Annotated in this window: 21 protein-coding genes; 14 read left to right on the forward strand and 7 right to left on the reverse strand. The window is 42.2% G+C overall.

Annotation, left to right across the window (positions count from 1 at the left end; all coding sequences use genetic code 11):
* Positions 1-34 precede the first annotated feature (34 nt).
* The 6 genes from HZA10_02745 to HZA10_02770 all read left to right on the forward strand — a co-directional run bounded on the left by HZA10_02745 (position 35) and on the right by HZA10_02770 (position 3,047).
* Positions 35-679, forward strand: a complete 645-nt coding sequence (locus HZA10_02745; GenBank protein MBI5195221.1) for a hypothetical protein — start codon at positions 35-37, stop codon at positions 677-679.
* 72 nt (positions 680-751) lie between these two features.
* Positions 752-1,177 carry a prepilin-type N-terminal cleavage/methylation domain-containing protein gene (locus HZA10_02750; GenBank protein ID MBI5195222.1) on the forward strand — a complete coding sequence of 142 codons (426 nt, stop codon included), beginning with the start codon at positions 752-754 and terminating at the stop codon, positions 1,175-1,177.
* 392 nt (positions 1,178-1,569) lie between these two features.
* Positions 1,570-1,800: a DUF433 domain-containing protein gene (locus HZA10_02755; GenBank protein ID MBI5195223.1), complete on the forward strand. Its 231-nt coding sequence runs from the start codon at positions 1,570-1,572 to the stop codon at positions 1,798-1,800.
* Complete coding sequence (locus HZA10_02760) at positions 1,797-2,159, forward strand: DUF5615 family PIN-like protein (GenBank protein ID MBI5195224.1); 363 nt, start codon at positions 1,797-1,799, stop codon at positions 2,157-2,159. Before HZA10_02755 ends, HZA10_02760 begins: the two co-directional genes overlap by 4 nt.
* Positions 2,160-2,469: 310 nt before the next feature.
* Entirely contained in the window at positions 2,470-2,721 is a 252-nt protein-coding gene (locus HZA10_02765; protein ID MBI5195225.1) for a hypothetical protein, read from the forward strand.
* On the forward strand, positions 2,721-3,047 hold the full coding sequence (locus HZA10_02770) for a hypothetical protein (GenBank protein ID MBI5195226.1): 327 nt from the start codon (positions 2,721-2,723) through the stop codon (positions 3,045-3,047). The genes HZA10_02765 and HZA10_02770 overlap by 1 nt, the downstream gene beginning before the upstream one ends.
* 36 nt (positions 3,048-3,083) lie before the next feature.
* Here HZA10_02770 and hemC read toward each other — a convergent pair whose 3' ends face one another.
* The 5 genes from hemC to HZA10_02795 are packed head-to-tail and all read right to left on the reverse strand — an operon-like array spanning position 3,084 to position 6,902.
* Positions 3,084-4,088 carry a hydroxymethylbilane synthase gene (hemC, locus tag HZA10_02775; GenBank protein MBI5195227.1) on the reverse strand — a complete coding sequence of 335 codons (1,005 nt, stop codon included), beginning with the start codon at positions 4,086-4,088 and terminating at the stop codon, positions 3,084-3,086.
* Entirely contained in the window at positions 4,075-5,355 is a 1,281-nt protein-coding gene (locus HZA10_02780) for a glutamyl-tRNA reductase (protein ID MBI5195228.1), read from the reverse strand. The genes hemC and HZA10_02780 overlap by 14 nt, the downstream gene beginning before the upstream one ends.
* Positions 5,352-6,173 (reverse strand): c-type cytochrome biogenesis protein CcsB, encoded by an 822-nt coding sequence (gene ccsB, locus HZA10_02785; GenBank protein ID MBI5195229.1) that lies wholly within the window; start codon positions 6,171-6,173, stop codon positions 5,352-5,354. The genes HZA10_02780 and ccsB overlap by 4 nt, the downstream gene beginning before the upstream one ends.
* A 38-nt stretch (positions 6,174-6,211) precedes the next feature.
* Positions 6,212-6,400, reverse strand: coding sequence for a hypothetical protein (locus HZA10_02790; GenBank protein ID MBI5195230.1), 189 nt, complete (start codon positions 6,398-6,400; stop codon positions 6,212-6,214).
* Entirely contained in the window at positions 6,354-6,902 is a 549-nt protein-coding gene (locus tag HZA10_02795) for a hypothetical protein (GenBank protein MBI5195231.1), read from the reverse strand. Before HZA10_02795 ends, HZA10_02790 begins: the two co-directional genes overlap by 47 nt.
* A gap of 132 nt (positions 6,903-7,034) precedes the next feature.
* Between HZA10_02795 and HZA10_02800 the strand changes: the two genes are divergently transcribed.
* On the forward strand, positions 7,035-7,904 hold the full coding sequence (locus tag HZA10_02800) for an SAM-dependent DNA methyltransferase (protein MBI5195232.1): 870 nt from the start codon (positions 7,035-7,037) through the stop codon (positions 7,902-7,904).
* Positions 7,905-8,090: 186 nt separating this feature from the next.
* Here the strand turns inward: HZA10_02800 and HZA10_02805 are convergent, their stop codons facing one another.
* Complete coding sequence (locus tag HZA10_02805) at positions 8,091-9,065, reverse strand: GDP-mannose 4,6-dehydratase (GenBank protein ID MBI5195233.1); 975 nt, start codon at positions 9,063-9,065, stop codon at positions 8,091-8,093.
* 237 nt (positions 9,066-9,302) lie between these two features.
* Entirely contained in the window at positions 9,303-10,613 is a 1,311-nt protein-coding gene (locus tag HZA10_02810) for a nucleotide sugar dehydrogenase (protein MBI5195234.1), read from the reverse strand.
* A gap of 74 nt (positions 10,614-10,687) precedes the next feature.
* Between HZA10_02810 and HZA10_02815 the strand changes: the two genes are divergently transcribed.
* The 7 genes from HZA10_02815 to HZA10_02845 all read left to right on the forward strand — a co-directional run bounded on the left by HZA10_02815 (position 10,688) and on the right by HZA10_02845 (position 18,864).
* On the forward strand, positions 10,688-11,851 hold the full coding sequence (locus tag HZA10_02815) for a glycosyltransferase family 4 protein (GenBank protein ID MBI5195235.1): 1,164 nt from the start codon (positions 10,688-10,690) through the stop codon (positions 11,849-11,851).
* The gene (locus HZA10_02820; protein MBI5195236.1) at positions 11,820-13,025 is read left to right on the forward strand and encodes a glycosyltransferase family 9 protein; all 1,206 of its coding nucleotides are present in this window, start codon (positions 11,820-11,822) and stop codon (positions 13,023-13,025) included. The genes HZA10_02815 and HZA10_02820 overlap by 32 nt, the downstream gene beginning before the upstream one ends.
* Positions 13,026-13,054: 29 nt before the next feature.
* Complete coding sequence (locus tag HZA10_02825) at positions 13,055-14,074, forward strand: glycosyltransferase family 9 protein (GenBank protein ID MBI5195237.1); 1,020 nt, start codon at positions 13,055-13,057, stop codon at positions 14,072-14,074.
* Positions 14,071-15,195, forward strand: a complete 1,125-nt coding sequence (locus tag HZA10_02830; GenBank protein ID MBI5195238.1) for a glycosyltransferase family 4 protein — start codon at positions 14,071-14,073, stop codon at positions 15,193-15,195. The genes HZA10_02825 and HZA10_02830 overlap by 4 nt, the downstream gene beginning before the upstream one ends.
* Positions 15,192-16,364, forward strand: coding sequence for a glycosyltransferase family 4 protein (locus tag HZA10_02835; protein ID MBI5195239.1), 1,173 nt, complete (start codon positions 15,192-15,194; stop codon positions 16,362-16,364). Before HZA10_02830 ends, HZA10_02835 begins: the two co-directional genes overlap by 4 nt.
* Complete coding sequence (locus HZA10_02840; protein ID MBI5195240.1) at positions 16,361-17,653, forward strand: glycosyltransferase family 4 protein; 1,293 nt, start codon at positions 16,361-16,363, stop codon at positions 17,651-17,653. The genes HZA10_02835 and HZA10_02840 overlap by 4 nt, the downstream gene beginning before the upstream one ends.
* Before the next feature lie 179 nt (positions 17,654-17,832).
* Entirely contained in the window at positions 17,833-18,864 is a 1,032-nt protein-coding gene (locus HZA10_02845; protein ID MBI5195241.1) for a glycosyltransferase family 9 protein, read from the forward strand.
* Positions 18,865-18,888 lie beyond the last annotated feature (24 nt).

Consider the following 18,888-nt stretch of genomic DNA (forward strand, 5'->3'; position numbering starts at 1 on the left):
GGCTTAAATCGGCAATAAAGGGCAATAATAAGAAATGAGACAATATCTTATTGCCGTAATGCTTCTGCTTTTTATTTTCCTCCTGATAACTGGGGCAAGGATTTTTTATCTGCAAAGAAGCTATTTCATGGCGGCAGAGGATTATCTTTCAAAAAATAATTTTAAACTTGCCATGAGGGAATATGATAATTCCATGCATTTTTATACGCCTTTTTCGCCTTATATTCAGCGCGCGGCAGAGAGGCTGTGGCAGACAGGCGAGATGTATGAAAAACAGGACAGGCTTGACTGGGCAGTCATGGCATACTCATCAATAAGAAGCTCTTTTTATGCCTCAAGAAGCCTCTTTACGCCGGGTAGAGACTGGATTAAAAAATGCGACGAAAAAATTGCAAACCTCAATGTGAGGATTTTAATCAGGGAAGGCTCTATCAAATCAGAAGAGGCTGAAAATGAAAAAAAGAAGTTCCTGCATGTCTTAAAGATTGACAGCATGCCGTCTCCTTTATGGTCTTTTTTTATGGAAGCCGGATTTATCGGATGGGTAGCATCAGTTGTCTTTATTATATTTAAGGGCTTTGATGACAAAGGCAAAATAAGGAGTAAATTTGCTTTTTACGGGGTATTATCCTTTATACTATGTTTTGCAGTTTGGGTTGTGTCACTGCTTAAGGCATAATCGTTGTAAGCGATTTCCACAATCTTGAACAACATTGAACAATTTTGAACAATATTTTAGTAGGAGGTAAGTATGCATAACAAAAAAGGCTTCACGCTCACAGAATTAATTATCGTAGTTGCAATCATCGGCATCCTTGCCGCAATCGCCGTTCCGTCATATCTCGGCCAGCAGAAAAGGGCGGCAAGGGCTGAGGCCTATACAAACCTTGAGTCTTTGAGACTGCTTGAAGAGCAGTTTATGGCTGAAAATTCAGCTTACACCGCATCCGTAGGCACATGCTCGGCAGGCAATGACAACATAACCGCAATACAAGCGCTGCTCCCCGGGTTTCAGCCCGGAAGCGGACTAAACTTCAGTTACTGCATTGAGCAGAACATAGTCTTGGCAGGCACAGCGCAGACCCCCTGCTTCAGGGCCAGCGCCTTTGGAAATTCAGGCACCAGGGTCTCCGGAGACACCTTCAGGATAGACTGCACAAATAATAAGAATTACTGAGATTAAAAGTTGTCTCCGCACAAATATTGTCCGCTCCTTTGCGCTATTGCGCCTCTGCACTGGACTTCCCCCGAAATAGTGGACACACCGAAAGGTTAGGTTACAATACAATCTTAAAACCTTAGGAGGTGTGAGATGCAAGAGAGAAAAAGGCATAGAGTGGGAATCGGTGGGAATCGGGGACGGCGGTGGGAATCGGGGACGGTTCTAATTAATCAACATTAACAGCAAACAGAACCCCCCTGTCCTTGAGTGCCGGATTGACGAAATGGTATATGCCCTCTACGGATTAACAGATGAAGAAATTGCGATTGTCTACGACCCATAGGTCAGAGCGGAAGGGAAGAAGTAATCAATTTTTGGTATACTAAGGTCAAGCGGAGGTGAAGAATATGAGTATTAGTATTGAAAGAATAAAATCTGATCCGAAGGTATGCAGCGGCAAGCCGTGTATTAAAGGCACCCGAATCCCTGCGCATATCGTATTAGATCTTCTGGCTGCAGGAGAGAGTTTTGAAGGGATTAAAAAAGCATATCCCAATATTACCGATGAGGACATCAGGGCATGCCTGCTATATGCTTCTATTCTTGCTGATGAGGAGGCAGGGGTCACAGCAGCATGAAGATTTTTGCCAATGAAAACCTTTTTGAGCCCATTATTGATTATTTGAGATCTCTTGGAAACGATGTACTGAGTATTAGAGAAAGTGGTCTTTCCGGCATTTCTGATGATGAGGTATTTGAGAGAGCGTGCAAGGAAAACATGGTCATTATTACTATGGACAAAGATTTCACAAGAATATTCAGGTTTCCTCCGGAGAGATGCGGAGGAATTGTTGTTGCTAAAATATATAAAAGAACTGTTGATGAGACACTCACGATTTTCAAAAAGTATTATCAATCTATCAAGAAAGAAGACATAAAAGGGAATTTGATTATTATAACCCCGGAAGGCGTGCGCATCAGAAGATCAACAAGATGACAAACGATTCCCAGCCCTTCATCACCCCTGACTGCCGTCAGGCAGGCTCGTTGACCAAATCCTTGCCGCCAAAAAGCAACACACCCCTTAATCCCCTCTCGGAAACGAGTCGTACCGACTTGATAGAGGGGAAACAACAAAATAAGGCAGGCACATTATCCGGTGAGCAGAAGGCAGGAGCCTGCCTGCGATAGGCAGGATTGAGATTGTCTACGATTCGTCTGCAATCCGAAGGGTAGAGTAGAGGAGACTTGATATCTAAAAACAGTTAGGCGTATAATAGGCGTATAATGTAAAGGAGGTGTCTATAATGCACAAAGGCAAGGTAAATATAACGCTTGATGAAGACTTGATAGAGTATATTAAATCGTATGCTGAGGAACAGAGAACCACGGTCTCCGAAGTCTTTACACAGTTTGTTTTAAACCTGAAGAGGACAGTTCTAACTGAGCCTACTGAAATAATTCTCAGCGACCCTAATTTTAAGGAAAGCCTTCTGGATACAATTTCTAAAATCAGGACGGGCAAGATGAAATGGTTCAAGTACAATGAGGTCTTTTGATGGAAGCGCTGTTCAGCGATATTTTTGTGAAATCCCTGAAAAAGCACAGTTCAGTAAAGAAGGCGGTACAAAAAAAAGTGGATATGATAATAGAAAACCCTATCGCCCTCGGCGAGCCGTTAAAAGGAAATTTCAGGGGATATTACAGCAGTCCTGTTAAGAAGAATTTCCTCATAATTTACCTGTATTGTAAGGTCTGCAGGACAAAAGGTGATGACAAAATAGTTCTCTGTCATGACTGCCTAAAGTGCAAAGATGAAACCGTCAAGTTCGTGGATATGGGTCCGCACGATGAAGCATACAAGAAAAAATCATACTGGTCCTGATAATTCAAATGCTTCAAGAGGATAAAGCACACCCCTTTACTCCCTTGAATAAACTTCTGCCAGAATTTTTCCTGCGCCTTTGGAGATTAATTCCTCTGCAAGTTTAAGCCCTAATTTTTCCGCATCTTCAGGCTTGCCCTGAATGGAATCCTTGATAATCCTGTCGCCTGAAACACTTCCGACAAGACCCTCCATAAATAGTAACTCGTGATGCGTGATGCGTGATGCGTCTGATTTTGACCCCTGACTCTCAACTAACCGCGCATGCGCTGCGATAGGCACCTGACAGCCGCCCTCCAGTTTTTTAAGAAATGCGCGCTCCGCCCTGACGCAGATGGACGTCTTTTCATGATTTAAAGGCGCAATAAGTTCATTTATGAATTTATCATCAGTCCTGCATTCTATCCCGACAGCGCCCTGCGCAATTGCAGGAAGGCTGATATCTGGCTCAAGTATCTCAGTAATTTTCTCTGCCATGCCGAGGCGCTTTACGCCGGCTGCGGCAACAATAATTGCGTCAAACTGCCCCCCCTCAAGCTTCCTTATCCTCGTATCCAGATTTCCGCGCAACTGGGCAATCTTTAAATCAGGCCTTATGCTTAAAAGCTGGCACATCCTCCTTAAACTGCTCGTGCCTACGCTTGCACCCTTCGGCAGACTTTTGAAATTTGAAATTTGTCCCGACTTATTCGGGATGGAATTTGAAATTTTAGTTATGAATGCATCCCTCGGATCCTCCCGCTTTAATATAACTGCTATATAAAGTCCTTTGGGCAAATCAGTAGGCACATCCTTCATGCTGTGCACTGCAAGGTCTGCTTCTTTTCTTAAAAGCGCATCCTCAATCTCCTTGACAAAAAGCCCCTTGCCGCCGACCTTTGCAAGCGGAACATCCAATATCTTATCTCCTGTGGTTTTAATCTTTTTAAGGTCTATTGTCAATCCGGGATTTCTTTTTTCAAGCTGTGCCTTCACCCAGTTAGCCTGCCATAAGGCGAGCTTGCTGCCGCGTGTTGCAATAACAACTTTATTCTTGCTCATAATTTTCCTTTACATCAAGGTTATACAGCCTTTTGATAATGTCCACCATCACATCCTTATCCTCCATCTCGCTCTTCAGCGCAGCAGTGGGCGGATGAATAAGTTTATTAACGATGGAATTTGTCAGGGCTTCTACAGCCTGAATTTCCTCCTGTTTCAGCCCTCCCAATTTTCTCATAGTCTTTTCAACCTCTTCTTTTCTTATTGCCTCTGCCTTTTCCCTTAATGCTACAATCGTCGGCACTGCGGACAAAGACGCCTGCCACTTTAAGAAAGCTTCTATTTCAGTCTCTACTATTTTCTCAGCCTTATCAGCCTCCCTGTTTCTCTCCTGAATGTTTGTATCAATAACCCCCTGCAAATCGTCAATATCATAAAGATACACATTGTCCATGTCATTAATCTCAGGGTCTATATTGCGCGGTACGGAGATGTCAATTATGAACATCTGCCTGTTCTTCCTCTGCTTCATGATTTTATGCATATGCTCTTTTGTAAGAATGTAGTGAGGCGCGCCGGTTGAACAAATCACAATGTCCGTATGCACAAGCTCTTGCAGAAAACTTTCAAACTGCACCGGCTTGCCGTTAAATTCCCTCGCAAGCTCCTCCGCCCTTTCATAGGTCCTATTGGTCACAAGGACATCTTTCACGCCGTTGTTGATTAAATGTTTTGCCGCAAGCTCCGCCATCTCTCCGGCGCCGAAAAGCATAAATGTCTTTGTGGATAAATCCTCAAAAATCTTCCTTGCCAGCTCAACTGCCGCAAAGCTTATGCTCACTGCGCTCTCTGCGATTTTAGTTTCGGTCCTGACCCTCTTTGCAACAGAGAAGGCTTTTTTCATCAGCCGGTTAAGCAGTATGCCTGTGGATTTTCTTTTCAGCGAGAACTCGTAGGCGTCTTTTAACTGCCCTAATATCTGAGGCTCTCCCACCACCATTGAATCAAGGCTTGAGGCAACCCTAAAGATATGCCTTATAGCGACTCCGCCGTCATGCACATAAAGGGATTTATCAAGGACTTCTTTCGGGATATTATGAAAATCAGAGAGAAATTTTTTAATGCCCTCTGTCCCCTGTACAGTGTCTTTGACAGTGGCATAAAGTTCCACCCTGTTACAGGTAGAGAGGATTATATTTTCTTTCACCTGAGGATTGGTCTTTAGGATATCAGAGGCATCGCCGAGCTTATTGCCGTCAAAGGCTACCTTCTCCCTTACCTCAACCTCTGCCGTTTTATGATTAAGGCCTACTACCAATATATTCATACAAAATCATGATACCCTTTTAGAATGAGATTAACGCCGAAGAATGTAAAAATAACTGCAATAAATCCTACAATAGAAAGAATCGCGGCCTTTCTGCCCCTCCACCCGACAGTAAGCCTGAGATGAAGGACGATGGCATATATAATCCATGTGATAAGAGACCAGACCTCTTTGGGGTCCCACCGCCAGAACTGTCCGATAGCGGTGCTCGCCCATATTACGCCTGTTATTATGGCAAGAGTCAAAAGCGGAAAACCAATTGTTATAAGGCGGTAGTTAAGCTCATCAAGAACCTGTATATTCGGCAGTTTTTGAAAAAGCCCATTTAAATGCTTTGATTTCAGATGCCGCTCCTGTATGAGATACATAATTCCAACGCCGAATGCCATGGCAAACGCCGCATCGCCTAAAAAAGCAAGCACAGTGTGGATACAGAGCCAGTAACTTTGAAGCATCGGCGGCGCCTCTTTTATTTCCCTCGGAAACACGGATGACGAAAGCATCAGGACAAAAACAATTGGCATTATGAAAGACCCGAGCAGTCCTATCTTATACCTGTATTCAAGCAGTAAGAAAAGCAGTACAATGCACCATGAGAAAAAAGATGCCGCCTCGTGGATATTTGTAACAGGGAAATATCCTCCCTTGATGTATCTTACCGCAATATTTGTCGTATGAAAAAGAAAACCAATGGCAGTAAATATGAGAATAGCTTTATGAGAGATTTTTGTGCCTTTGAAAAGTCCTATAATACCGATTACAGTAGCAATTAAATATAATGTAAGCGCAAATTCAAAAAACAGTACATTCAATTCCATCTGCAAAATAAATTCCCCTTTTCTGCGAGCCTTATGCCCTAAAAACAGCCGAGGTCGCAGTTTCTGATTTTTATCTTTAATTCATCAGCGGCATTCCCCGCCTCTTTGTAAGAAATGCCTGCCTCTTCGGCAATCTTCCTTAAAGAAGCGCAAGTAATGATTCCGCCTTTGACCTTCTTCTTAATGCTCTCGGTTAATTCTTTTTTTAACGATTGTGAGGAACTCATCAATCTCACCAGTCCTTTTTTCTAAATCAATGCAAAATATCACAGCCTTATTTTTGGGCAATGCCGGAGGAGCAGTCTTTTCTCTTGAATTTATGACAATAACATCCGCCTTTTCAAGAACCTTCATGGCAGACGGTTTAATCTCTCCCTCAGCGCCTATAATGAATATTACAAGATGCGGGTTTAAAAAATCCACAGGGCTGTTGCCTTCAACAATAATACCTTTTAAATCAGACAGCCTGCTTAATGCAATCTGAAGGGGCTCCTCCAACGCATCATAAGGACTTTGCACCCATATAACCCGCCCTGCTCCGGACTCCAAAAAAATTGCCGTATCCTTGCCTTTTTCGCTTAATATTTTAATGTCATCCACAACTGCCGTGTAAAGCTCTGTCTTTGTAAATTTAATCGCGCCAAAGCCTTTAAGCTCCCGAAGCAGAATTGAACAGAGGGTCGTCTTGCCTACTCCGCTATGCGCCCCGGTAACACAAATGACCATCATGATATTTTAACAGAAAAACTGATTTTAAATCAGGGAAGACTTGATTAAGCGGACTGCGCCTTTGTACTTGACAATATAAAGGGTTTTCTCAATAATTAAGCCTGATACTTTAGATGAGAATTAGAGAAAATCATGGCAACAAATAATTTTAGGGAAAAAGCAAATTTCATCTGGTCAATCGCTGACCTTTTAAGAGGCCATTACAAGCAGGCTGATTATGGAAAAGTAATTTTACCGTTTACAGTGTTGCGGCGTTTAGATTATGTGTTAGAGCCGACAAAGAAAAAAGTATTGGAGGCTTATCAGAAACACAAAGGGAAGAAACCTGAAGTGCTTGAACCCATTCTCAACAATGCTGCCAAAGCAAAATTTCACAATCGGAGCAAGTTTGATTTTGCCGAATTAGCAAAAGACCACAACAATATTGCCGCTAACCTTCGTAATTACATCAGGGGGTTTTCAATCAGCGTACAGGAAATTATTGAATACTTCAGCTTTGAAGACCAGATAAAAAAACTGGATGAATACGATTTACTTTACATGATTGTGAAGCGTTTTGCTGAGTTTAACGGAATTTTCAAAGATGTAGACACTATGCACATGGGTTATGTCTTTGAAGAGCTCATTCGGAAGTTTGCAGAAATTAGCAACGAAACAGCGGGAGAGCACTTTACCCCTCGTGAAGTAATCCGCCTCATGGTAAACCTTTTGTTTGTAAATGATAAAGATATTTTACGCAAAAAAGGTATTGTGAAAACCCTTTATGACCCGGCAGGAGGAACAGGCGGTATGCTTTCGGTGGCTGAAGAATATATGCATGAATTGAATCCAGATGCAAGACTGGAGGTATTCGGGCAGGAAATTAATCCAGAATCCTATGCTATTTGTAAATCTGATATGCTCATCAAAGGTCAGAACCCTTCCAATATCAAATTCGGTAATACCTTTACTCAAGACGGCTTGGAAGGTGAAACTTTTTCGTCATTATTTACCTCGCTTTGAATAATTATGATATTAACTATATGATATTAAAATATAATTTGCTGTTTTGGGACACCGTTTTTTATAATTATGCCCAAACTGGTATACTTTGTATCTATCTTAATACATAATTTATCTTAATACATAGATTTCTCCTGCAACACGGAATTGCATGAGGCGGGAGGCTGTTTCTAAACAGCCAGCCTGCTAAGCCTTCCACTTTAAACTTTTCAGAAACTTCTTATTCTCCATGAACCATTTAACAGTGTTTTCTATGCCTTTTTCAAGAGGCATCTTCGGTTTCCAGCCCAGCATTTTCTTGGCTTTTTCTATGTGCGCCCATGTCGCAGTGACGTCGGCAGGGTGCATCTTCAGTCTCTTGATTTTGGCTTTTTTGCCGAGATTCTTTTCAAGAAGCCCGATAACATAATTCAGTTTGACAGGACGGTCGCTGCCCAGATTGATTATCTCATAACCTTTGGTTTTCAATGCCCTTATGGTGCCGTCGGCAATATCGTCAATGTATGTGAAGTCCCTTGTCTGGGTTCCGTCGCCGAATAGCGGAATCGGCTTGCCTGCATCCATATTTTTTACAAACTTAAAAATACTCATATCAGGCCTTCCTGCTGGCCCGTAGACAGTGAAATATCTAAGTACGGTTATGTCAATGCCGTGGAGATAATGATATGCGTAACATAATGCCTCAGCGCCTTTTTTTGTGGCGGAATAAGGGGCAAGTGGAGTATCGGTTTTTGATGTCTCCTTAAACGGCATGTCCAGCGATGCATAAAGGCTTGAGGTTGATGCAAGGATGAATTTTTTGACTTTGTAATCCTTACAGCACTCAAGAAGATTCAGCGTCCCTTTTGTATTTGTATCAAGATATACCCACGGGTTTTCTACTGACGCCCTTACGCCTGCCCTTGCCGCAAGGTTGATAACGGCATCTATTTTGTTTTCCTGAAAAATTTTTCTGGTTTTTTTGTAATCATCAATGTCAACTTTATAGAATTTGAAGTTAGGATATTTTTTTAATATATTGAGCCGCCATATTTTGAGCGCAGGGTCGTAGTAATTGTTTATGTTGTCAATGCCGATAACTTTCTTATTTTTTTCAAGCAGGAGATGGGAAACCTTCCACCCTATAAAACCCGCGCATCCTGTAACGATAATATTTTTCATAATTAAATATCCTTTTCTCTTAAGTCTTTACTAACTACTAATTCCATTTTGCAATCAAGATGACACCTTTGTCATTCCGGCTTGTCCGGTCGGAGCGACTCTTCGCGTAGACTCGCTTTGAGAATCTTTCTTTGTTTTCAGAAGGATTCCCGACGCACGGAGCCTGTCCCGACTTGTTCGGGGCTTGCGGGAATGACAACTTAAACACTTGATGGAATAATTACTGATTACTTTTTTTTACAGCCTCCAGTAGTTGAAACCCGCTTTTACGGCCGCTTCTTTCTTAAAGACGGATTTTATATCAATAAGCACTGATTTGCTGTTGCATAGTTTCTTAAAGTATCCGAGTGTATGATTGCAGTATTCACTATGCCTTACTGCAAGGATTATCCCGTCAAAGGGTTTTTCGCTTTCAGGCCTCTCAATAAGCGAAAGCCTGTATTCTTCATAAACTTCTTCTTTGATGGCATGCGGGTCATGGATAAAGACCTTTACCCCGTAGTCACACAATTCATTGTAAATATCAATAACTTTGGTATTCCTTGTATCCCTGATATTTTCTTTAAATGTAAGCCCGAGGATAAGAATCTTACTCTTTTTGACAGGGATGCCGGAATTTATTAATTGTTTTACTGTATGCTCTGCAATATACCGGCCCATATTGTCATTAATTCTTCTGCCTGAGAGGATGACCTCAGGATGATACCCCAGCGCCTGTGCCTTAAAAGTCAAGTAATAGGGGTCAACCCCTATGCAGTGTCCTCCGACAAGCCCCGGCTGAAATGGAAGAAAATTCCATTTTGTCCCGGCGGCCTTTAGCACCTCCTTTGTGTCAATCCCCATTTTATTGAAGATGATTGCAAGTTCGTTGACAAGCGCAATATTTAAATCCCTCTGTATATTTTCTATTACCTTTGCAGCCTCGGCCGTCTTTATGTCTGGAGCTTTATGAATTCCGGCTTTTACGACTGAGCCGTAAATTTTAGCAAGAAGGTTTGTTGTTTTTTTATCCTGCGCTGAGACAACCTTTACAATGCCTGTAACGCCGTGGACTTTATCTCCGGGATTGACCCTTTCAGGGGAATAGCCCACCCTAAAATCCCTGCCGCATTTCATCCCCGAAGTTTTTTCAATAAGCGGCACGCATATTTCTTCTGTTACTCCGGGATATACCGTTGACTCATAAACAACAACAGCGCCTTTTTGAAGATTTCTGCCGACAAGTTCAGAGGCAGACTTGAGGGGCGACAAATCAGGGATTTTGTGTTCGTCTATCGGTGTCGGGACAGCTATAATTATTATCCGGGCATCCCTTAATTTTGCGGGATTATCTGTAAAATCTATTTTTGTCCCGATGCTTCGGGATAGCTCTTTTCTTGAAAACTCCCTGTTGATATCAACTCCGGATGAGAGTTTTTTAATACGGGTCTTTTTAACGTCAAAGCCAATGACATTAAAAACCTTTGACAATTCCATAGCAAGGGGCAGTCCTACATATCCCAATCCCACTATTGCAATTGTGTTTTTATTTAAGAACTGCCTGGTCATTGTATACTTACGATGCGAGCAATCATTAAGGTGTATTCTTTGTTATAATACAGTAAAAACAAACAAAAAACAATATGAAAATAGCCCTCGTACGAAAAAACTACACGCCATACGGCGGAGCGGAAAACTATCTGAGACTTGTCTTTAAAGGACTTCAGGCGCAAGGCAATGAGGTTCAAATCTTCAGCGCTAATGAATGGGGGGCGGATATTTCAAATGTTCACAAAATAAGAACAGTAAAAAAGCCCTCCTTCCTTTCAAACCTGTTTTTTGCCTTTAACATTCAGAGTGCTTTTAAAAAAGAATTTTTTGACTGTATTTTGAGTTTTGAGCGTATACCATTTCAGGATATTCCCCACGTTAGGAAAACCCCCCCTGTCATGCTTTCTAACGGGGTTTACAGAGCAGGTGACGGCTGTCATAAGGAGTGGCTTGAGAGACGCAGGGCGGTTGAACCGTTTTATAAAGGTCTGAGTTTTTCCATAAACCCCCATCATCTTGTCATGCTTTATCTTGAGAAAAAGTGTTTTGAAAATTCAGGGGTAATCATTGCAAACTCAATGATGGTAAAAAATGACATTATCAGGCATTACAGAATTCTTGAGGATAAGATATGCGTGATTTATAACGGCGTGGACCGTAACAGGTTCAGGCCTGTTACGGCAGAACAAAAAAATATTGCGAGGGATTCATTGGGAATAAAAGAACACAGTATAATCTTATTTGCAGGCGCTGATTTAAAGAGGAAAGGACTTAAAACCCTTTTAAAGGCATTTTCTCTTTTGAAGATGAAAGACAAACGGCTGATAGTTGCAGGGAAAAGACCATCGCTGAAATATATAGAGCTGGCAGAAAGGCTCAAGATAAATAAAAGTGTGACTTTCTGGGGAGCTGAAACATCTCTTGAACATCTTTATACGGTTTCAGACGTATTTGTCCTGCCGACAATCTATGATCCGTTCAGCAACGCCTCGCTTGAGGCAATGGCGTCAGGCCTTCCTGTGGTGACCACAGTATATAACGGCGTCTCAGAATTAATTAGTGACGGGGCTGAGGGCTTTGCGATAAAAGACCCGTTTGATGAGAAGGTTTTTGCGGATAAAATATCTCTTGCCCTGGCACAGTCTGTTGAAATGGGGGAAAAGGCGCGGGCAAAGGCAGAGGGTTATTCCATTGACAGGGCGATAGGGGAGATTATACGTCTTATTGAAACGCAAAGAGGCGGATTTGACAGATAATCCTTCTACATTTAAAAGTGTCAGAAAAATCCTTGTCATAAAACTCAGGCATATAGGAGATGTTCTTTTGTCAGCGCCGGCAATGAGGGCGTTAAAAGAGTCATTCCCGGATGCAAAGGTGTCTGTCCTTATAAATTCAGGCACAGAGGAGTCGCTTTCAGGCAATCCTGCAATTGATGAATTAATTATCTTTGACCGCTCAATAAAAAAATTGCCTTTGGTTAACCGCATTGCAAAAGAAATTGCATTTCTCAGAAAAATAAGGGCAAAAGGCTTTGACATGGCAGTTGACCTTACAAACGGGGACCGAGCGGTGATTTTATCTTATTTCTCAGGCGCAAGATACAGATTGGCCGCTGACCCGGGCAAAAAAGGGTTTGCAGGCAAAAGATACCTGTATACGCATCTTGCAAATATTGACAAGCAAAAACACATGGTGTTTCAGAATCTTGATGTCGTAAAGCAGTTTGGCATAGATGCGAAGAATGAAGATGTGGATTTTTTTATACCGGAGGAGGCAAAGGCATTTGTAAAAAAGATTTTTAAAGAAAATAGTATAGAGGATACTGATAAAGTCGTTCATATCCATCCGACATCCAGATGGCTTTGGAAATGTTGGAAGGATGAATACATGGCAGAGATTATCGGCTGGCTGATTGAAAAGGGGATAAAGGTTATTGTGACATCAGCGCCGGATGGGAGAGAAATGGAAAAAGCAAAAAGGATTCTGTCTCTGATTTCTGATTACAGAACACAGAACACAGAACACAGACAAAATAACTCTGAGCTCATGCACATATCCGGGGACAGTCCCTCCCGAAGTATCGGGATGGGACAGTCCCCTTTACGGGTTTTAGATTTAGCAGGTAAAACCACAATAAAACAGCTTGCCGCAATCTCAGAGGCATCGGACTTGTTTGTAGGTGTTGACTCTGCGCCTATGCACATAGCCGCGGCAGTAGGCACGCCTGTGGTTGCGCTCTTTGGACCGACATTGGAAAATTTATGGGCTCCCTACAGCAGGGGGCATATTGTTATCTCAAAAGACATGCCATGCAAGCCCTGCAAAAAAGGAAGCTGCGAGGGCGTTGAATTAAGGGAATGTATGAAGGCGATAAAACAGGAGGATGTAAAAAAGGCGGTTTCAAAGTTATTAAGAACACATAATTGTTAATGATGTGTTCTTAATAAAAATACGAAGAAATGAAAAACCTGAAAGCCCTTAAACCCGAAATCAAAAACATTCTTCTCATACGCCGGAATAATATCGGCGATATGATTTGCGCCATTTCCGTCTTTAAATCCATACGGATGGAATTTCCCAATGCGCATATCACTGTTTTGGCTGACAGCATAAATGCAGGGGTGGTCGCAGGCGCATCTTTTGTAAATGAGGTGCTGGTGTACAAAAAAGGGCGCGGCATTTATAAAAACAAATATTTTAATTATTGGAGGCTTTTCAGAGAAAATAAGAGAAAATACGACCTTGTGATAGGAGTAAAAAGAGGTTTTTCGTCAACGCTTGCGGCAATCACGCTGATTAGCGGGGCAAGGATACGCGCCGGATGTATGCCGGATAAATGGCATCCGCTTCAATTTTGTTATAATCTGCCTGTAAACTCTTGTGAAAAATGGAGATCCCTCCATCAGGTTGATGCGCTCCTTGAATTTATTAAAGCCATTGGAATAAAAAACACAGTAAAAGACATAAGCATTGAAATCCCTGCTGATTCAATGAATAAAGCACGTGATTTTTTAAAAGCTTATCCGTTTACACATGGGGATAGAGGGGTGGTTGTATTTAATGTCAGCAACAATAAGCCGGAAAACACCTGGCCGCTTCACAAGTTTAAGGAACTGGGGAATATGCTTTGTCAAAAATACAATGCAGCAATTATAATTTCCTCTGCGCCTGCTGACAGGGGAAAGGCAGAGGCGCTTACAAAGGGAATAGCGGGTAATGCAGTTTATTTTGATTCACCTAAGATTATGGACTTTGCCGCAATTGCTGCAAAGTCCAACCTTCTTGTGTGCGGAGAAGGCGGGGCAATGCATGTGGGCGCCTCTGTAAAAACTCCAACGATATCCCTGTGGGGAAGCAAAAGACCGCGTAAATGGATGCCTTATGGAGAAAGGCAGTTCACGGTTATAAAAGGGGAGCACGTAGATTCTATATCAGCAGAGGATATGATGGAAGTAATTAAGGAGAATAACTTGCTATGACCAACAAAAAACTTACAATACTCCACACTGAGGCCTCAAAGGGCTGGGGCGGGCAGGAGATAAGGATATTTCAGGAATCCCTTAAGTTTGCTGAACGCGGGCACAAGGTTTTAATTGCCTGTCAGGAAGGCAGTAAAATTTCAGAAAAGGCAAAAGAGGCAGGGTTTTCTGTTTATATTGTCCGTATGGAATATCCCATTGCACCGCTGGGAGTCGGCAGATTTTTTAAAATAGTAAAAGATGAGAAGGTTGACATAATTCACACCCATAGTTCCAAAGACAGCTGGCTTGCGGGGATTGCAGGTAGAATATCAGGAACGCCGGTTGTGCGGAGCCGCCACCTGACGACGCCTGTAGGGCAAAACTGTCTGACGGTATTTGTTTATAGGCATCTTTGTGATATTATTATCACAAGCGGCATGCATATAAGGAACACCCTGATAACGAGGAATAAGCTTAATCCTGAAAAAATTGTCAGCATCCCTGCCGGTGTGGATACGGAAAAGTTTAACCTAAATATCAGCGGGGATAAAATCCGAACTGAATTGCAGCTTGAAAACTCTTATCCGGTTGTTGGAACAGTCGCCATATTAAGACACTGGAAAGGGCACCGTTTTTTGCTTGATGCAGTGCAGAGGGTAGCCGCAGTTCTCCCGCAAGTAAAATTTATTATTGCCGGTGACGGTCCGCAGTGGAATAATCTCCATGAGCAAATACGTTCCCTTGGAATAGAGAGGCATGTAATCATGACCGGTTTCAGAAATGATGTCCCTGAAATAATGTCCGCGCTGGATATATTCATCCTTCCGTCAGTTGCCTCTGAGGCTACGTCACAGGTGATTCCGCAGGCGCTTGCGGTAGGTAAGCCTGTCATAGCAACGGATGCCGGAGGGCTTTCTGAAATTATTGAAGACGGTGTGACAGGGTTGTTGATTCCCCCGAAAGATTCCGGAGCAATCGCCGATGCGATTATCCGGATGGCAAAAAACAAGGAAGAGGCTGAGGGCATGGCTTCAAGGGGAAGGAAGAAGATACTTGAAGGATATACATTTAAGAAAATGATTGAAGACACTGAAAAGGTTTATTATCAGGTTCTGAAGAAAAGGAGCGGGGCCAATTGAAAATAGGCGTATTTGCCGACAAAGGCATGGGGAAATGGCTTGTGCAGTCTTTTGAGCCGCTGAAGGATTTGGCGGACATAACGCTTTTCATCCCTGAGAATAACAAACATAACCCGGCGTCGTTTGACCTTCCCAAACATATCCTCACCCACCAGCATGAGACATGGCTTTCATTAAAGCATCCGCGTTGTTCTTTTAAACGCTGGCTTAAAGATAATGAATGCCTTACACATGTTGATTTTTATCCTCATTCGCTTGAGGAACATTTTTCCGCCTGTAAATATGATGCGATTCTTACAAAGGCAGACCGCTCTCTTTATACGCTGGCATCTTTTAAGGATAGATTTGGATATAAGCTGATTTATCGTTATCCTTTCACACTGCCGTTTACCCACATATTTGATAAAAGGAACGAATTCGCATGGAGAAAATCTTTTGAAAAGATAGACCACTTTATCTGTTTATCTGAAACGGCCCGCAAGAATCTGGAGTTTGAAGGTGTTAACCTGTTAAAGATTGATGTCGTGCATAATTCCGTTGACCTGTCATTTTTTTCCCCGTGCGCAAAAAACACCGAATTGCTGGATAGATTAAATATTTCAATTAATGATAAGGTAATAATGTTTGTGGGCAAACTCACATCATGGAAAAGTCCTTTTACCCTGCTTTATGCCGCAAAACTTTTGATACAGAAAGGACTGTCCGTAAAACTTATCCTTGCAGGGCAGGGCGCGCAAAAGGCAAACCTTCAGAAAACTGCAGAACTTCTTGGTGTGTCGGGGAATACAGTATTTCTAAATTTTATAGAGAATACCGAACTCAGCAGATATTACAGTCTGGCTGATGCTTTTGTAATGCCCAGCTTAACGACATTAACGGTGAATGAGCAATTCCCCTTTGCAGTTGTTGAAGCAATGGCATCAGGGCTTCCTGTTGTTGTGACACAGAGCGGCGGCATGCCTGAACTTGTGGGCGATGCCGGACGGATTTATCCACAAGGCAATTATATGGAGCTTGCCGGTCATCTTTTTGAAATACTTACTGACGGTAATCTGCAAAGAACAATGGCGGTCAAATCAAGACAGAGGGCTGAGGAGATGTTTGACAACCGGAAAAACAGCCTGAAGATTTTTGAGGTCTTTAAAAAAGTTACTGGATTGGCCGGATGAAGAATATTCTTATCCTTGACACAGGCAAAGAATGGGGCGGCGGCACCAACAGCCTGCTTGAGCTCCTGCGCAGAATAGACAAAAAAAATTATAAATTCACAGCTCTGTTTTATCATAATTATATCAAACCGGGAGAAGCTGATATAAAGACCGAGATTGAGAAATTAGGCATAAACTTCCTCTTATTAAAGTATAGAAGGCAGTCTTTATCAGCAAAGATATTGAAAGAAACTGGAAGGACATTATTATTTTTCAGCGAAGGACTGAGAAAGCTGTACGTCTTTTCTATTGAATATTTTTTCAGGATAGAAGAAGATGCAGCGCGGATTGCAAGGATTCTTAAGGAATTCAACATAGACCTCCTTTACATGAACAACCAGCCGTCCAGCAATCTTGAGGGCATTATTGCAGCAAGAATGGCAGGCATTAAGTCACTGCTTCACGGCAGAATTGAGACAGAGCTTAATTTTTTTGAGGTCAAAGCCGTAAATAAATGGCTTGACAAAATGATATGTGTCTCAGAAGGGGTCAGGGAGAGTTTTCTGAAGCAGGGAATTGAGCCTTCAAAGTGCATCACTGTTTATAACGGGATAGATGCCGGGATAATTCCGACAGTACCGCCTGATAGAATAAGACAGGAACTTGGAATAAAAGGGGATGAACTTTTGATTGGCTCGGCAGGCTCACTTGTAAAAAGGAAGCGGTTTGCTGATTTGATAAAGGCAATGGCAGATATTAGGAATCAGTCTACGACTCATGGGGAGTCAGAAGCCAAAATGGAAAGTTTAGAAAATCCCCCCTTACCCCCCTTTGACAAAGGGGGGATGGGGGGATTTTCTAATAAAATTAAGTGTGTCATTTTAGGCGATGGGCCCGAGAGGGAACAGCTACAGAAAGAGATAGAGAAAAACAAGCTGAATGACTATGTTATGCTTATAAATTTTAAGTCTGATGCAATATCTTATATGGCTGCAATGGATTTATTTATTCTGCCCTCTGAAAGGGAAGGATTCCCGCGGGTGATTCTTGAGGCGATGCTTATGGGAAAACCTGTGATTGCATCAAGGATTGCAGGGCCTCTGGAGCTTGTCGTGGATGGCAGGACAGGATTTTTATATAACACCGGCGACACAAAGGCACTCTCAGGCTATATTACAGAACTTGTATCAGAGCCTTCCTTGAGGAAATTTCTGGGTGGTGCCGGCAGAAAAAGAGTAATTGAAAATTTCTCAATTGAAAAATATGCCGGTGAAGTAGAAAACATCATCACTGAGGTATTGGAACAGTGATATATGTAATTCTGACTTATATTTTTTCCCCTTTATTGTATTTGTTTATTGCCTTAAAAAAGAAGGGAACCATTACAAGTATCATTGTAATCCAGACTGCCAAAATCGGCGATTTAATCTGTTCCACACCTGTGTTCTGCGAAATCAGGAAAAAATACCCGGAGGCTCATTTAACTGTCATGGTAAACCCTGTAACACAGGGGCTTCTAAAACACAACCCTTATGTGAATGAAATCATCACCATTAAGGCGGCTGACTATATGGGGTTCAGGGGGAAATTGAAATTGTCAAACCTGATATGCAAAGGCAATTATGATATTGCAGTTTGTCTTAATCCCAATGTGCCGTTTGCAGTTGCATTATTCTGGGCTGCGGTGCCGATCAGATTGTCTGTAATGCCTGATTTTGCAGGACTAACCTTCAGGCTTGCATCAGTGTTTTTTACTTCTCTTGAAAGTCATGTAGGGGGAAGGCTGGTAATGGAGACATATATGCTGATGCTGAGAGGAATCGGGATTGAAAGCAATAATTTATCAAAAGAGGTTTATAAATCAGGGGGGGCGGATAGAAAGGTACAGCAAATTTTACAAGAGGACAAGAACATTATTAAGGTCATTCCCATGAAAACGGGAATCCAGAAAACAGATGAACTGGATTCCTGCCTCCGCAGGAATGACAATGTATGTTTATCCTGCGGACAAACCAATAAACCCCTTATCGGCATTGCGGTAAGCAGCGGGAACAAACTCAAAGAATTAGGGGCAGGAAAAATCGCTGAGATTGCAAATGGACTCTTAGACAATCTTGATGTTACGGTGACGCTTATAGGCTCTTATCAGGACAAGGATGCGGCGCACAATATAATTGATTGTATTACCAAAAAAGACCGTATCGTTGATGCGACTGGCAGCTTAAATTTATCAGAGCTTCCTGCGCTTATTGAAAGGTTATCGCTTTTTATCGGCGTTGATACCGGGATTGCATACATGGCGGATGCCTTGAATATTCCCGTGATACATCTTGCAGGGCCGATAGACACCACGGAGCAGCGGCCTATTGGGGGAAAAATCACAATTATCCAGCACAAACTGCCATGTGTTCCCTGCACTTATGTTTTTAAAGCTGCATATGCTTGTAAAAGGGACGACAGAATGTGTGTGACGTCAGTGAGTGCTGTGGAAATTGTTGAGGCTGTGAAGAAACTAATATAAGATAGTTTAAACCGTTAAAATAGT

This window comes from Nitrospirota bacterium, from assembly GCA_016212185.1.
Taxonomy (GTDB): Bacteria; Nitrospirota; Thermodesulfovibrionia; order UBA6902; family DSMQ01; genus JACRGX01.